Source organism: Streptomyces sp. NPDC005017, from assembly GCF_042873115.1.
Lineage (GTDB): Bacteria > Actinomycetota > Actinomycetes > Streptomycetales > Streptomycetaceae > Streptomyces.
This window is the reverse complement of the sequence record NZ_JBIALD010000009.1, coordinates 263,999-278,527: the sequence shown is the minus strand read 5'-3', so window position 1 is coordinate 278,527 and position 14,529 is coordinate 263,999. Positions and strand designations below refer to the sequence as shown.

The following is a 14,529-nucleotide window of genomic DNA, read 5'->3' as shown; positions in this document are numbered from 1 at the left end:
GCAGGTTCTACGCTGGGTAGGCTCGCCAGCGTCGGCGGGCGGCCGTCCGTCAGAGTGAGGAATGGGCTGAGATGCCTGAGTTCGCGTACACCGATCTGCTCCCCCTGGGAGAGGACACCACCCCCTACCGGCTGGTGACGTCCGAGGGTGTCTCCACCTTCGAGGCCGACGGGCGGACGTTCCTCAAGGTGGAGCCCGAGGCGCTGCGCAAGCTGGCCGAGGAGGCCATCCACGACATCCAGCACTACCTGCGCCCGGCCCACCTCGCCCAGCTCCGCCGGATCATCGACGACCCGGAGGCGTCCGCCAACGACAAGTTCGTCGCGCTGGACCTGCTGAAGAACGCCAACATCGCGGCCGCGGGCGTGCTCCCGATGTGCCAGGACACCGGCACCGCGATCGTCATGGGCAAGCGCGGCCAGAACGTGCTCACCGAGGGCGGCGACGAGGAGGCCCTGTCGCGGGGCATCTACGACGCCTACACCCGGCTGAACCTGCGCTACTCGCAGATGGCTCCGCTCACCATGTGGGAGGAGAGGAACACCGGCTCCAACCTCCCGGCGCAGATCGAGCTGTACGCCACCGACGGCGGCGCCTACAAGTTCCTCTTCATGGCCAAGGGCGGCGGCTCCGCCAACAAGTCGTTCCTGTACCAGGAGACGAAGGCCGTCCTGAACGAGGCCTCCATGATGAAGTTCCTGGAGGAGAAGATCCGTTCGCTCGGTACGGCCGCCTGCCCGCCGTACCACCTGGCGATCGTGGTCGGCGGTACGTCCGCGGAGTACGCGCTCAAGACCGCCAAGTACGCCTCCGCGCACTACCTCGACGAGGCGCCCGCCGAGGGCTCCGAGCTGGGCCACGGCTTCCGGGACAAGGAGCTGGAGGAGAAGGTCTTCGAGCTCACCCAGAAGATCGGCATCGGCGCGCAGTTCGGCGGCAAGTACTTCTGCCACGACGTGCGGGTGATCCGGCTGCCGCGGCACGGGGCGTCCTGCCCGGTCGCCATCGCGGTGTCCTGCTCCGCCGACCGCCAGGCCGTCGCGAAGATCACCGCCGAGGGTGTGTTCCTGGAGCAGCTGGAGACGGACCCGGCGCGGTTCCTGCCGGACACGACGGACGAGCACCTCGAGGAGGGCGACGTCGTCCGTATCGACCTCAACCAGCCGATGGACGACATCCTCGCGGAGCTGACCAAGTACCCGGTCAAGACGCGGCTGTCGCTCTCCGGGCCGCTCGTGGTGGCGCGGGACATCGCGCACGCGAAGATCAAGGAGCGGCTGGACGCGGGTGAGGGGATGCCGCAGTACCTCAAGGACCACCCGGTGTACTACGCCGGTCCGGCGAAGACGCCCGAGGGGTACGCGTCCGGGTCGTTCGGTCCCACGACCGCCGGGCGGATGGACTCCTACGTGGAGCAGTTCCAGGCCGCCGGGGGATCCAGGGTGATGCTCGCGAAGGGGAACCGGAGCAAGCAGGTCACCGACGCGTGCGGGGCGCACGGGGGGTTCTATCTCGGGTCGATCGGGGGGCCCGCGGCGCGGCTCGCGCAGGACTGCATCAAGAAGGTCGAGGTCGTCGAGTACGAGGAGCTCGGCATGGAGGCGGTGTGGAAGATCGAGGTGGAGGACTTCCCCGCGTTCATCGTCGTCGACGACAAGGGGAACGACTTCTTCCAGGATCCGGCGCCTGCGCCGACGTTCACGTCGATTCCCGTGCGGGGGCCTGGGCTGGGCTGACGTCCGTGGGGGCGGGGGGCCTCTTTTCTCGCCCCCGTCGCCCCTTCCCGTCCCGTCCTCAGGGGGCTTCGCCCCCTTGCCCCCGGGAGCTTTTCCCGCCCACCGCCCGACGCGGTCCGTCAGGGGCACCTGCTCGAAAAGCGGCCACGTCCGAAGCGGGTGGGTGCGCGGGCGGAGTGCGGAAGGGGCCGGGCGGGGGCGGCTCGAGAAGCGGTCGCCGTCCGCGGAGCGGGGCGGGCGGGGGGCCGCTCGAAAAGCGGGCGCCGTCCGAAGTCGACCGGGTGGGGAAGATCGCTTCTTGGGGAACACCTGTCACGTCCTGGGTGCTGTGACTGGTGGAGGTGATCGGCTGTGGCCGACGGAGAGCAGGGGTATCGGGTCGAGCACGACTCGATGGGTGAGGTGCGGGTGCCCGCGGGTGCGAAGTGGCGGGCGCAGACGCAGCGGGCGGTCGAGAACTTCCCGGTGTCCGGGCAGCGGATCGAGCGGGCGCACATCGAGGCCCTCGCACGGATCAAGGGCGCCGCGGCCAAGGTCAACGCCCGGCTGGGCGTGCTCGACGAGGACATCGCCCGGGCGGTGCAGGAGGCCGCCGCGGAGGTCGCCGAGGGGCGCTGGGACGAGCACTTCCCGGTGGACGTCTTCCAGACCGGCTCGGGGACGTCGTCCAACATGAACACCAACGAGGTCGTCGCCACGCTGGCGAGCGAGCGGCTGGGCCGGCCCGTGCACCCCAACGACCACGTCAACGCCTCGCAGTCGTCCAACGACGTCTTCCCCTCCTCGATCCACATCGCCGCCACCGCGGCCGTCACCCGCGACCTGATCCCCGCGCTGGACCATCTCGCCGCCGCGCTCGGACGCAAGGCCGAGGAGTTCGCCGACGTGGTGAAGTCGGGCCGTACGCATCTGATGGACGCGACTCCCGTGACGCTGGGCCAGGAGTTCGGCGGGTACGCCGCCCAGGTGCGCTACGGCGTCGAACGGCTGCGGTCCTCCCTCCCCCGGCTCGCCGAACTGCCGCTCGGCGGTACGGCCGTCGGCACCGGTATCAACACCCCGCCCGGGTTCTCCGCGGCCGTCATCGAGGAGGTCGCGCTCGCCACGGGGCTGCCGCTGACGGAGGCGCGCGACCACTTCGAGGCGCAGGGCGCGCGGGACGCGATCGTCGAGACCAGCGGGCAGCTGCGGACCGTCGCGGTGGGACTGACGAAGATCGCCAACGATCTGCGGTGGATGGCGTCGGGGCCGCGCACCGGCCTCGCCGAGATCGCCCTGCCCGACCTCCAGCCCGGCTCCTCGATCATGCCCGGCAAGGTCAACCCGGTGATCCCGGAGGCGGTGCTGATGGTCGCCGCCCAGGTCACCGGCAACGACACCACCGTCGCCACGGCCGGTGCCGCCGGGAACTTCGAGCTCAACGTGATGCTCCCCGTCATCGCCAAGAACGTGCTGGAGTCGATCCGGCTGCTGGCCAACGTCTCACGGCTGCTGGCCGACCGGACCGTCGACGGCATCACCGCCGACCGCGAACGGGCCCGGGAGTACGCCGAGTCCTCGCCGTCCGTGGTCACCCCGCTCAACAAGTACATCGGCTACGAGGAGGCGGCCAAGGTCGCCAAACGGGCGCTCACCGAACGCACGACGATCCGTACGGTCGTGCTGGAGGGCGGGTACATCGAGCGCGGGGACCTCACGCTCGAACAGCTCGACGAGGCGCTGGACGTGCTGCGGATGACCCGCCCCTGACGCATGGCGCGTACAGGTAACCGACGTGTGAACCGTGCCGGGTGCCGGGGCGTCGTACCCGTGTGACGCCTAATATCTGTGCATGGCAGACGGCGGAGCGATGAGACGCGAGACGGCGGACGGTTCGACGGCCCCCTGGGCGCCCGGGAGCCGGATCCTGTGGCGCTACCGGGAGAACGGCGGCACGGGGTTCCACATCGCGCGCCCCGTCACCGTCGTACGCGACGACGCCGAACTGCTCGCCGTGTGGCTCGCGCCCGGCACCGAGTGTGTGAAGCCGGTGCTGGCCGACGGCACGCCCGTGCACCTGGAGCCGCTCGCCTCGCGCTACACCAAGCCGCGCGCGGTGCTGCGCGACCGCTGGTTCGGCACGGGCGTGCTGAAGCTGGCCCGGCCCGGCCTGCCCTGGTCGGTGTGGCTGTTCTGGGAGCCGGGCTGGCTGTTCAAGAACTGGTACGTCAACCTCGAGGAACCGCTGTCCCGTTGGGAGGGCGGCGTGGACTCCGAGGACCATTTCCTGGACATCGTCGTGGACCCGGACCGCAAGTGGCACTGGCGGGACGAGGACGAGTTCGCACAGGCCCAGCGGGACGGGCTGGTGGACGCGGGCCTGGCCGGACGGGTGCGGGACGCGGGCCGGTCCGCGGTGGAGGCGATCGAGGCCTGGGGACCGCCGTTCGCGGACGGCTGGCAGGACTGGCGCCCGAACGCGTCCTGGGCGGTACCGTCTCTGCCGGACGACTGGGACCGTACGCCCGCGCACGTGTCCTCATGAGACCCTTGATGCGCCCCCGGGCACGAAACGTAGGATCGTCCTCCGCAAGGGCGCATGGAGGCAACTCCCGGAGCGCACGGCTAGTCTGACCGGATGTCACCGAGGGGCGGCAGTGTGAGCGAGGGGAACCAGGACACCACCCGTGCGGGCCTCGGCCGGTCCGTCGGTGACACAGGAGAAGTCTCTGACCTCGCGGGAACTCCGTTCCTGGGGCACGTATTCCGGGTATCGAGATTTCTGCGGGACGAACTGCACGCGCGGCGCGCAGCCCCGGACGGATGGATTTCATACGCGTGACGGAGAACCCCACCTCCTATGAACGCCCGCAGGCGGGCGTCGACCCCGCGGATGCGCGCGGGGCGCTCCTGCATACCCAGGCACAGGCCCGGACGCCCGGTTCGGCCTTACCGGCACAGGCCCGGGCGGGCGAGACTCCGCAGGGCACCCCGGTGACCCCGGGCGGCTCCACCGACCCCGAGCACTCCCAGCCGGCCGTCGCGGAGACCGACACGCACCGTCCCCGCCCCACGCCCGAGGCGATCCCCGCCCAGCCCGGCCAGGAGGGCACCGCGCGCGGCGGCCCGGGCGGGCAGGAGCGGCGCAGCGGCCAGGGCGTGCCCGGCAGCCGTCCCACGCCCATGCGGCGGGACGGGGACCGACTGCGTTTCGTGGGCGCGGCGACCCGGCGGATCGCCCGGGGCATCGACCTGGACGAGATCGTGATGGGGCTGTGCCGGGCGACGGTGCCGACCTTCGCGGACGCGATCCTGGTCTATCTGCGCGATCCGCTGCCGGTCGGCGACGAGCGGCCCACCGGCCCGGTCGTGCTGCGGCTGCGGCGCACCGACCGGATCCCGGAGGAACGGGACACCGACGGCGGTTTCATCGCCGCGCAGCCCGCGGAACCGGCGGAACTGTCCACGGTCATGTCCGAGTTGTGCGAGGTGCGGCCGGGCGGCGCGCTGGCCGAGGTGCTGCGCGGGGTGCGGCCGGTGTTCGCCGACGCGCCCGCGGCGCGGGCCGCGCTGCCCGAGCTCCTCGGTGACGCGGCCGAGTCGGTCGTGCCCGGCGGCCGCCGGGCGATCCTCGCCCCGCTGCGCGGCCGGCGCCGGGTGATCGGGGCGGCCGTGTTCCTGCGCCGGCCGGAGCGGATCCCGTTCGAGACGGACGATCTGCTGGTCGCGGCGCAGCTCGCCACGCACAGCGCGCTCGGCATCGACAAGGCGGTGCTGTACGGCCGTGAGGCGTACATCGCCGACGAGTTGCAGCGCACGATGCTGCCGGAGCATCTGCCCCGGCCTACGGGTGTGCGGCTGGCGTCGCGCTATCTGCCGGCGGCCGAGACGGCACGGGTGGGCGGCGACTGGTACGACGCGATCCCGCTGCCGGGGTCGCGGGTGGCGCTGGTCGTCGGTGACGTCATGGGGCATTCCATGACGTCCGCGGCGATCATGGGCCAGCTGCGGACCACCGCCCAGACCCTCGCGGGGCTGGATCTGCCGCCGCAGGAGGTGCTGCACCATCTCGACGAGCAGGCGCAGCGGCTGGGCACGGACCGTATGGCGACCTGCCTGTACGCCGTGTACGACCCGGTCACGCACCGGATCACCATCGCCAACGCCGGGCATCCGCCGCCGGTCCTGCTGCATCTGGGCGGCCGGGCCGAGGTGCTGCGGGTGCCGCCGGGCGCGCCGATCGGTGTGGGTGGGGTCGACTTCGAGGCGGTCGAGCTGGACGCGCCCGCCGGGGCGACGCTGCTGCTGTACACCGACGGGCTGGTGGAGTCCCGGCTGCGGGACGTGTGGACCGGCATAGAGCAGTTGCGGGAGCGGCTGGCCGCTACCGCGCAGCTGACGGGGCCGGACCATCCGCCGCCGCTGGAGGCGCTGTGCGACGAGGTGCTCGACATGCTCGGGCCCGGGGACCGGGACGACGACATCGCGCTGCTCGCGGCGCGGTTCGACGGGATCGCGCCGAGTGACGTGGCGTCGTGGCTGCTGGAGCCGGAGGACTCGGCGCCGGGGCGGGCGCGGCGGCTGGCGCGCAGCGCGTTGGCCCGCTGGGAGCTCGACGAACTGAGTGACTCGGTGGAGTTGCTGGTCAGTGAGGTCGTGACCAACGCGGTGCGGTATGCCTCCCGGCCGGTGACCCTGCGGTTGCTGCGCACCGATGTGCTGCGGTGCGAGGTGGTCGACGACGTGCCTCAGTTGCCGCGGCTGCGGCAGGCTCGGGCGACGGACGAGGGGGGTCGGGGGCTGTATCTGGTCAACAGGCTTGCCCGGCGGTGGGGGGCGACGCGGTTGAGTGCGGGGAAGGTCGTGTGGTTCGAGTTGAACCTCGCGTGACGGTGCCTTGCCGGCGGGGTGGCGGGGTTGTCGGTCGGGTGGCGGGGTTGTCGGTCGGGTGGCGGGGTTGTCGGTCGGGTGCGGCTTGGTCGTGGCTGGTCGCGCAGTTCCCCGCGCCCCTGAATGCAGGGCGGTCGCCTGCGCGGCGGAGTTGTAGATAGGCACGGCGGGGTGGCGGGGTTGTCGGTGGGGTGCGGCTTGGTCGTGGCTTGTCGCGCAGTTCCCCGCGCCCCTGAAAAAGCAGAGCGGTCGCGCCCGCGCGGCGGAGCCGCGAATGGACACAGTCCCGCGCCCCTGAAAAAGCAGGGCGGTCGCGCCCGCGCGGCGGAGCCGCGGATGGAGACGGTCCCGCGCATCTGAAGCAGGGCGGTCGCGTCGCAGGTGTGGGAGAGGCCCGGCGCTTTTCGTGCCGGGCCTCTTTGTTGCTACTGGCGGGGGTCCAGGCCCGCCGGGTCGACCGGGGGGGCGGTCGTTTCCTCGGGCGGGGGTGTTGTCGTCGGGGTCGAGGTCGGTTCCTCGGTGGTGGGGGGTGGGGTCGTGGGGGTCTGGGTGGGGGGCTGGGTGGTGGGGGCCCGGGTGGTGGGGGCCTGGGTGGTCGGCTCCCGCGTGGGGGACGCCGACGGGGACTCCGAGGCGGACGCGGACGGGCTCGGGGTCCAGGTCGGCTCGACGGCGGCACCCTGGTCCGTCTCGAGGTCGAAGTCGGTGACCTCGGTCATGACGCCGAAGGTGTAGGCGGCCCAGATCTGGGCGGGGAAGCCACCGCCGTTGACGCGGTCCTCGCCGGCGGCGTCGTACATCGGGACCTGCTTGTGCGGGGGCTTGTCGTCCTCGCCGAACAGGCCGACGGAGGTGACCAGGTTCGGGGTGAAGCCGGTGAACCAGGCCGACTTGTTGTTGTCGGAGGTGCCGGTCTTGCCCGCGACCTGCTGGCCGTCGCGCATGGGGTTCTCGCGCACCGAGCGGCGGGCCGTACCGTCGTCGACCACGCCGGTCAGGACGGAGGTGACGCCGTCGGCGGCCTCGCGGCTGATGACCTCCTCGCCGATCGCGTCGGGGATCCGGACCGTGCGGCCCTGCTTCTCCGCCGACTTCAGGATCGTCGGGGTGACCTGCTTGCCGTGGTGGGCGAGGGTGGCGTAGATACCGGCCATCTCCAGCGGGCTCGCGCCCATGGAGCCGAGGGTCTGGGCGGGTACGGCCTGCATGTCCTCGGTGTCCATGCCGAGCTTCTCGGCGGTCTCCATCACCGTCTTCATGCCGACGTCGATGCCCATCTGGGCGAACACCGAGTTCACGGACTTGTTCATGGCGGTCTGGACGGAGATGTCGCCGTAGTCCCGCTCGTCCTCGTTCGGCGGGGCGAAGCCGACCTCGGTGCCGCCGTCCACGACCGGGCGGCGGCTGTCGCCGTCGTAGACCGTGCTCGCGGTGATCGGGTCGCCGTCCTGGGTCTCGGCGCCCTCCTCGAAGGCGGCGGCCAGGATGACCGGCTTGAAGGTGGAGGCGGGCTGGTAGTCCCGGCGGGTGGCGTTGCTGAAGTAGTGCTTGAAGTAGTCCCGTCCGCCGTAGAGGGCGACGATCCTGCCGGTCCTCGGGTCGACCGAGACCGCGCCGGCCTGGACGTCGGCGTCGACGGCGCGTTCCCTGGGGTCCAGCTTGCTGATCAGCTCGCTCTTGACGGCCTTCTCCAGCGCCGCCTGCTTCTTGGGGTCGATGTTCAGGGTGATGGTCCAGCCCTGTCCCTCGACCTGGGCCGCGGCCTCGGAGCGGGTGATGCCCTCCTCGGCCATCAGCCGGTCCTCCAGCTGCCGGTTGGCGAGCGCGACGAGGTAGCCCTTCTGGCCCTCCATGCCGGGGGCGCCCTTGGGCTCCTTCGGCACCTCGAACTCCATCGAGGCGCGCTCGCCGGAGTCGAGCCACTCCTCCTCGACCATGTTGTCCAGGACGTAGTTCCAGCGGTTCTTCACCAGGGTCTTGCTGGTGTCCGAGGCGACCGCCCAGTCGTACTGGCTGGGTGCCTGGAGCAGCGCGGCGAGATAGGCGCCCTGCTCGACGCTGAGGTCCTCGGCGTCGACGCGGTAGTACGCCTGGGCGGCGGCCTGGATGCCGTAGGCGCCGCGGCCGTAGTAGCTGGTGTTGATGTAGCCCGCGAGGATGTCGTCCTTGGACAGCTGGCGGTCGACCTTGAGCGAGATCACCACTTCCTTGAGCTTGCGGGTGACCGTCTGCTCCTGGCTCAGGTAGTAGTTCTTGACGTACTGCTGGGTGATCGTCGAGCCGCCCTGCTTGCCGCGGCCCAGCACCGTGTTCAGCACACCGCGGGCGGTGCCCTTCAGGTCGACGCCGGAGTCCTGGTAGAAGGACTTGTTCTCGGCGGCGACGAACGCCTTCTGGACGGGCTCGGGGACCTTGGAGAGGTCCACGATCTCGCGGTTGACCTCGCCGTCGCGGGCCAGGATGGTGCCGTTGCTGAGCTTGTAGACGTTGCTCTGGCGCTGGGCGGCCGGGTTGCCCTTGGGCACGTCGACGACCAGGTACAGCACGATGAACGAGCCGATGCCGAGCAGGCACAGGCCCAGGAACGTGCCGAGGATCTTCTTCCAGGTGAAGAACCGGCGTATGCCGCTGGGGCGGTCGGCCGCCCGTGACGAGCGGCGCCCCGGCGCCGCGCGGCGGCCACCGCGCTGTCGCGCTCGTCTCTCTTCCGCGCGTCCCATCAGTACGTCTGCTCCGCTTCGCTCTCGGGTGTCACACACGTGTCTCGGCTCAGGTCAGCTCAGAAAGCTAACACCGATGTATGTGACCAAGTCCGTTCGATTCGGGTCTTTCCGGACGTGACAATCAGCACCCGTCCCATGGGAACCGACGTGCGAAACGGCCCGAGGGTTGCCGTGTCGGGGAAAAGTGTTATCACTTAGATAGATGCATGATAAGCAGCGCCGCACGAGAACGGGGGACCCCTCATGTCCGCACACTCCGCAGACGTACCCGCCATGCCCGAGGCCCGGGTGAGCGAGGTCGCCGCGCACAGCATCGGCGGCGGGCTCGCGCTGCTGCTCGGGCTGGCGGGCCTGCTCGGCGGCGCGGGCCTGATCGTCGCCGGGGCGACCCTCGCGAGCTCGGCCGCCGAGGCCGCCCTGGCGGTCACCGGGTCCCTGGTCGGCGTCGCCGCGCTGCTCGCCCTGTGCGGGCTGAACATGGTCGCGCCGGGCGAGGCCCGGGTGGTCCAGCTCTTCGGCCGCTACCGGGGCACCATCCGCCAGGACGGCCTGCGCTGGGTGAACCCCCTCACCTCCCGCACGAAGATCTCCACGCGTGTACGCAACCACGAGACGGCCGTACTGAAGGTCAACGACGCCTACGGCAACCCGATCGAGCTGGCGGCGGTCGTGGTCTGGCGGGTCGAGGACACCGCCCAGGCCAGCTTCGAGGTGGACGACTACATCGAGTTCGTCTCCACGCAGACCGAGGCGGCCGTACGGCACATCGCCATCGAGTACCCCTACGACGCGCACGAGGAGGACGGCCTGTCGCTGCGCGGGAACGCCGAGGAGATCACCGAGAAGCTGATGACCGAGCTGTACGCGCGCGTGGACGCGGCCGGTGTGCAGATCATCGAGTCGCGCTTCACCCACCTCGCGTACGCTCCCGAGATCGCCTCCGCGATGCTCCAGCGGCAGCAGGCCGGGGCGGTCGTCGCGGCCCGGCGGCAGATCGTGGACGGGGCGGTCGGCATGGTCGAGGCGGCCCTCGCACGGCTGGAGGAGCGGGACGTCGTGGATCTGGACCCGGAACGGAAGGCGGCGATGGTGTCGAACCTGTTGGTGGTGCTGTGCGGGGACCGCGCGCCCCAGCCCGTGCTCAACACCGGGACGCTCTACCAGTGAGTGCCGCCGAGGGCTCGCCCCCGCAGCGCCGGCCGCGGCAGCAGCGCAAGCAGGTGCTGCTGCGGCTGGACCCGGCCGTCTACGACGCGCTGGCCCGCTGGGCATCCGACGAACTGCGGTCCGCCAACGCGCAGATCGAGTTCCTGCTGCGGCGGGCCCTGGCGGAGGCCGGGCGCCTGCCCGGCGACGCCGGTCCGCTCCCCCGGCGCGGCCGACCGCCCGGCCCCCAGTAGCAGAACCGTGACAAACGGCCCCCACCAGGGCCGACACACACCGCGCCGCCGGGTGCGCACCGTGCGTATACACACGGCGTATACACGATGTGTACAGTGCCTTTCATGTCCATCGGTCACACACTCCTCGGACTCCTGGAGTCCGGCCCGCGCCACGGCTACGACCTCAAGCGCGCGTTCGACGAGAAGTTCGGTCACGACCGGCCGCTGCACTACGGCCAGGTCTACTCGACGATGTCCCGGCTGCTGAAGAACGGCCTGGTCGAGGTCGACGGCATCGAGGCCGGCGACGGCCCCGAGCGCAAGCGGTACGCGATCACCGACGCCGGCGTCACGGATGTGGCGCAGTGGCTCGCGACTCCCGAGAAGCCGGAGCCCTACCTCCAGTCGACCCTCTACACCAAGATCGTCCTCGCGCTGCTCACCCACCGCGACGCCGCCGAGATCCTCGACACCCAGCGGGCCGAGCACCTGCGGATGATGCGCCGGCTGACGGAGCGCAAGCGCGGCGGCGACCTGGCGGACCAGCTGATCTGCGACCACGCGCTGTTCCATCTGGAGGCCGATCTGCGCTGGCTGGAGCTGACCGCCGCGCGGCTCGGCAGGCTCGCCGAGGCGGTGACCGCATGACCGCCCCCGCCGGCTCCCTGCTCGTCGCCCAGGACCTGCGCAAGGCCTACGGCCCGACGACCGCCCTGGACGGCGCCGGGTTCTCCATCCACCCGGGCGAGGTCGTCGCCGTGATGGGCCCCTCCGGGTCCGGCAAGTCGACGCTGCTGCACTGCCTCGCCGGGATCGTCACCCCCGACTCCGGCTCGATCGTCTACGACGGCCGCGAGATGGCGGCCATGAACGACGCCGAGCGCAGCCGACTGCGCCGCTCGGAGTTCGGTTTCGTCTTCCAGTTCGGGCAGTTGGTGCCCGAACTGACCTGCGCGGAGAACGTGGCACTGCCGCTGCGCCTGAACGGCGTGTCCCGCAAGGAGGCCCACCGCGCGGCCCTCACCTGGATGCAGCGCCTGGAGGTCGACGACCTGGCCGGGAAGCGGCCCGGCGAGGTCTCCGGCGGCCAGGGCCAGCGCGTCGCCGTGGCCCGGTCGCTGGTCACCGGCCCGCGCGTGCTGTTCGCCGACGAGCCGACCGGCGCGCTGGACTCCCTCAACGGTGAGCGCGTGATGGAGCTCCTCACGGACGCGGCCCGGTCCACCAACGCCGCCGTCGTCCTGGTCACCCACGAGGCCCGGGTCGCCGCCTACTCCGACCGCGAGATCGTCGTACGCGACGGCAGGTCGCGGGACATGGAGCGGATCGCGTGAACGCGGGACAGTGGGCCAGGGACCTGGCCCTGGGGGTCCGGTTCGCCTTCACCGGCGGACGGGAGGGGTGGATACGCACCCTGCTGACGGCCGTGGGCGTCGGGCTCGGGGTGGCGGTGCTGCTGCTCACCACGTCCGTCCCGAACGCGCTGTCGGCACGCGAGGAACGGGGCGACGCCCGCTTGGACTACGCCTTCGGGCAGACCGAGGATCCGAAGAAGGCCGACGACACCCTGCTGGTGTGGCGGGACGAGACGTCCTTCCGGGACCAGGACATCCGCGGGCGGGTGCTGGAGCCGGAGGGGCCGCGCGCGCCGCTGCCGCCGGGGCTGGAGAAGTTCCCCGGCGTGGGCGAAATGGTCGTCTCCCCCGCCCTGAAGCGGCTGCTGGAGTCCGACGAGGGCAGGCTGCTGCGGGAGCGGATGCCTCAGCGGATCACCGGCACGATCGGCGACGCCGGCCTCGTCGGCCCGACCGAACTCGCCTACTACCAGGGCGGCAAGGGGCTCGCCGAGCGGCTGGAACTCGGCGCCTCGCGCATCGACCACTTCGGTGACGACCTGGAGCACACCGAGCGGATGGACCCGGTGCTGCTTCTGCTGATCCTGGTCGTCGTGGTGGTGCTGCTGATGCCGGTCGGCGTCTTCATCGCCACGGCCGTGCGGTTCGGCGGCGAGCGGCGCGACCGGCGCCTCGCGGCACTGCGGCTGGTCGGTTCCGACAGCGCGATGACCCGGCGGACGGCCGGGGGCGAGGCGATGGCGGGGGCCCTGCTCGGACTGGGCTTCGGCGCCGTGTTCTTCCTGCTCGGCCGGCAATGGGCCGGTTCGTGGGAGCTGTTCGGGGTCAGTGTCTTCCCCGAGTACCTCTCTCCCTCGCCGATGCTCGCCCTGCTGGTCGTCGTCGCCGTACCGGCCGCGGCCGTGCTGGTCACGCAGTTCGCGCTGCGCGGTGTGGTGATCGAGCCGCTCGGCGTGGTGCGCACCGCCAAGCCCTCGCGGCGCCGGCTGCTGTGGCGGCTGCTGCTGCCGCTGGCCGGGCTGGCGATGCTCTACCCGATGATCGGCCAGGGCCGCGAGGACGGCGAGTTCAACCAGTACCTCGTCACCGGCGGTGTGCTGTTCCTGCTGATCGGGGTGACGGCACTGCTGCCCTGGGTGGTCGAGGCGGTCGTCGCCCGGCTCGGCACGGGTGCCGTGTCCTGGCAGCTCGCCGTGCGCCGGCTCCAGTTGAGCAGCGGGACCGCGGCCCGGATGGTGAACGGCATCGCGGTGGCGGTCGCCGGGGCGATCGCGCTCCAGATGCTCTTCGCGGGCGTCGAGAGCGACTACACCGAGAGCACCGGCAAGGACGTGAGCCGGGTGCAGATGCAGACGGCCGTGCCCGAGGGGATCACCGTCGAGGCCGCCCGCGCGCGGTTCGAGGCGACGAAGGGTGTGGCGCGGGTCTACGGCTTCACCGAGGGGTACGTCGACGAGCAGGGCGGCAGCGGCGAGCGGATCATCCCCGTGACGATCGGCGACTGTGCGTCCCTGCGCGAGCTGGCGAAGCTGCCCTCCTGCCGGGGCGGCGACACGTTCGTCGCGCGCGGCGGTGAATACGACTCCGCCACGGCCGCCCTCGCCCGGAAGGGGAAGGCGCTCCGCTTCGAGGACGACGAGGAGGGCACGGTCCCGTCCGTCTGGCGTGTGCCGCAGGACATCAAGGAGGCCCGTGCGATCGAGGACCCCACCGGTTTCGTGCGCGGCGGGCTGCTGCTGACGCCCGGGGCGGCTCTGCCCCCTGAGGTCGCGACCGCGCTGTCCGGGCAGCTCTATCTGCGGCTCGACGAGTCCGTGCCCGACGCGCGGGAGCATGTGCGCAACACCGCCGCCCGGATCGATCCGTACACCACGCCGATGACGTGGGTGGACGTCGAGGAGAACAATCGCTTCGCCGCGATCCGTACGGGGTTGTTCGTGGGTGCGGCGTGTGTGCTCGCGCTGATCGGGGTGAGTCTGCTGGTCTCGCAGCTGGAGCAGTTGCGCGAGCGGCGCAAGCTGTTGTCGGCGCTGGTTGCCTTCGGCACGCGGCGGCGTACGTTGAGTCTGTCCGTGCTGTGGCAGACGGCTCTTCCCGTGGCGCTGGGGCTCGCGCTGGCCTCGCTGGTGGGGCTGACGCTCGGGGCGGTGCTGTTGCGGATGACGGATACGACGGTTCGGGTGGACTGGGTGAGTGTGCTGTCGATGGCGGGGATCGGGGCGGGGGTTGTCGCCGCGGTGACGCTCCTCAGTCTGCCTCCGCTTCTCCGCCTCCTCCGCCCGGACGGCCTCCGCACGGAGTAGTCCCACCGGGGGTCTGTTCGCGCAGTTCCCCGCGCCCCTCACCGGGCCGGTGGGCGGGTGCCGGCGCGTCGTGGCTGGTCGCGCAGTTCCCCGCGCCCCCAAGAAGCGGCGCACCAGCCCGGCCCCTCAAGATCCCGAGGAACGTCGCCAAACCCCCCAGG

Annotated in this window: 10 protein-coding genes; 9 read left to right on the top strand and 1 reads right to left on the bottom strand. The window is 71.4% G+C overall.

All coding sequences use genetic code 11. From position 1 onward, the window contains the following. Positions 1-71 precede the first annotated feature (71 nt). From ACFYR0_RS16805 to ACFYR0_RS16790, 4 genes are all read left to right on the top strand, one after another. Positions 72-1,736 (top strand): fumarate hydratase, encoded by a 1,665-nt coding sequence (locus ACFYR0_RS16805; protein ID WP_389327700.1) that lies wholly within the window; start codon positions 72-74, stop codon positions 1,734-1,736. Positions 1,737-2,087: 351 nt separating this feature from the next. Then, the gene (locus tag ACFYR0_RS16800) at positions 2,088-3,485 is read left to right on the top strand and encodes a class II fumarate hydratase (protein WP_389327696.1); all 1,398 of its coding nucleotides are present in this window, start codon (positions 2,088-2,090) and stop codon (positions 3,483-3,485) included. Positions 3,486-3,567: 82 nt separating this feature from the next. Further along, positions 3,568-4,260 carry a DUF402 domain-containing protein gene (locus ACFYR0_RS16795; protein WP_389327693.1) on the top strand — a complete coding sequence of 231 codons (693 nt, stop codon included), beginning with the start codon at positions 3,568-3,570 and terminating at the stop codon, positions 4,258-4,260. Positions 4,261-4,538: 278 nt separating this feature from the next. Further along, positions 4,539-6,605 (top strand): SpoIIE family protein phosphatase, encoded by a 2,067-nt coding sequence (locus ACFYR0_RS16790; RefSeq protein WP_389327690.1) that lies wholly within the window; start codon positions 4,539-4,541, stop codon positions 6,603-6,605. 425 nt (positions 6,606-7,030) lie between these two features. Here the strand turns inward: ACFYR0_RS16790 and ACFYR0_RS16785 are convergent, their stop codons facing one another. Then, a complete protein-coding gene (locus ACFYR0_RS16785; protein WP_389327688.1) occupies positions 7,031-9,325 on the bottom strand; it encodes a transglycosylase domain-containing protein in 2,295 nt (764 codons plus the stop codon). 246 nt (positions 9,326-9,571) lie between these two features. Here ACFYR0_RS16785 and ACFYR0_RS16780 point away from each other — a divergent pair, with 246 nt between their 5' ends. The 5 genes from ACFYR0_RS16780 (at position 9,572) to ACFYR0_RS16760 (ending at position 14,368) form a co-directional block, all read left to right on the top strand. After that, positions 9,572-10,495: an SPFH domain-containing protein gene (locus ACFYR0_RS16780; protein WP_389327685.1), complete on the top strand. Its 924-nt coding sequence runs from the start codon at positions 9,572-9,574 to the stop codon at positions 10,493-10,495. Further along, positions 10,492-10,728 carry a hypothetical protein gene (locus ACFYR0_RS16775; protein ID WP_389327682.1) on the top strand — a complete coding sequence of 79 codons (237 nt, stop codon included), beginning with the start codon at positions 10,492-10,494 and terminating at the stop codon, positions 10,726-10,728. The genes ACFYR0_RS16780 and ACFYR0_RS16775 overlap by 4 nt, the downstream gene beginning before the upstream one ends. Before the next feature lie 105 nt (positions 10,729-10,833). Then, positions 10,834-11,358 carry a PadR family transcriptional regulator gene (locus tag ACFYR0_RS16770; protein WP_389327679.1) on the top strand — a complete coding sequence of 175 codons (525 nt, stop codon included), beginning with the start codon at positions 10,834-10,836 and terminating at the stop codon, positions 11,356-11,358. Further along, positions 11,355-12,044 (top strand): ABC transporter ATP-binding protein, encoded by a 690-nt coding sequence (locus ACFYR0_RS16765; protein WP_386383015.1) that lies wholly within the window; start codon positions 11,355-11,357, stop codon positions 12,042-12,044. Before ACFYR0_RS16770 ends, ACFYR0_RS16765 begins: the two co-directional genes overlap by 4 nt. After that, complete coding sequence (locus tag ACFYR0_RS16760; protein WP_389327676.1) at positions 12,041-14,368, top strand: ABC transporter permease; 2,328 nt, start codon at positions 12,041-12,043, stop codon at positions 14,366-14,368. The genes ACFYR0_RS16765 and ACFYR0_RS16760 overlap by 4 nt, the downstream gene beginning before the upstream one ends. Positions 14,369-14,529 lie beyond the last annotated feature (161 nt).

What these genes read in the sequence shown, in the direction of transcription:
- ACFYR0_RS16805 (WP_389327700.1), top strand. Translation starts at nt 72, where the DNA reads ATGCCTGAGTTCGCGTACACCGATCTGCTCCCCCTGGGAGAGGACACC.
- ACFYR0_RS16795 (WP_389327693.1), top strand. Translation starts at nt 3,568, where the DNA reads ATGGCAGACGGCGGAGCGATGAGACGCGAGACGGCGGACGGTTCGACG.
- ACFYR0_RS16790 (WP_389327690.1), top strand. Translation starts at nt 4,539, where the DNA reads ATGGATTTCATACGCGTGACGGAGAACCCCACCTCCTATGAACGCCCG.
- ACFYR0_RS16785 (WP_389327688.1), bottom strand. Translation starts at nt 9,325, where the DNA reads ATGGGACGCGCGGAAGAGAGACGAGCGCGACAGCGCGGTGGCCGCCGC.
- ACFYR0_RS16780 (WP_389327685.1), top strand. Translation starts at nt 9,572, where the DNA reads ATGTCCGCACACTCCGCAGACGTACCCGCCATGCCCGAGGCCCGGGTG.
- ACFYR0_RS16770 (WP_389327679.1), top strand. Translation starts at nt 10,834, where the DNA reads ATGTCCATCGGTCACACACTCCTCGGACTCCTGGAGTCCGGCCCGCGC.
- ACFYR0_RS16765 (WP_386383015.1), top strand. Translation starts at nt 11,355, where the DNA reads ATGACCGCCCCCGCCGGCTCCCTGCTCGTCGCCCAGGACCTGCGCAAG.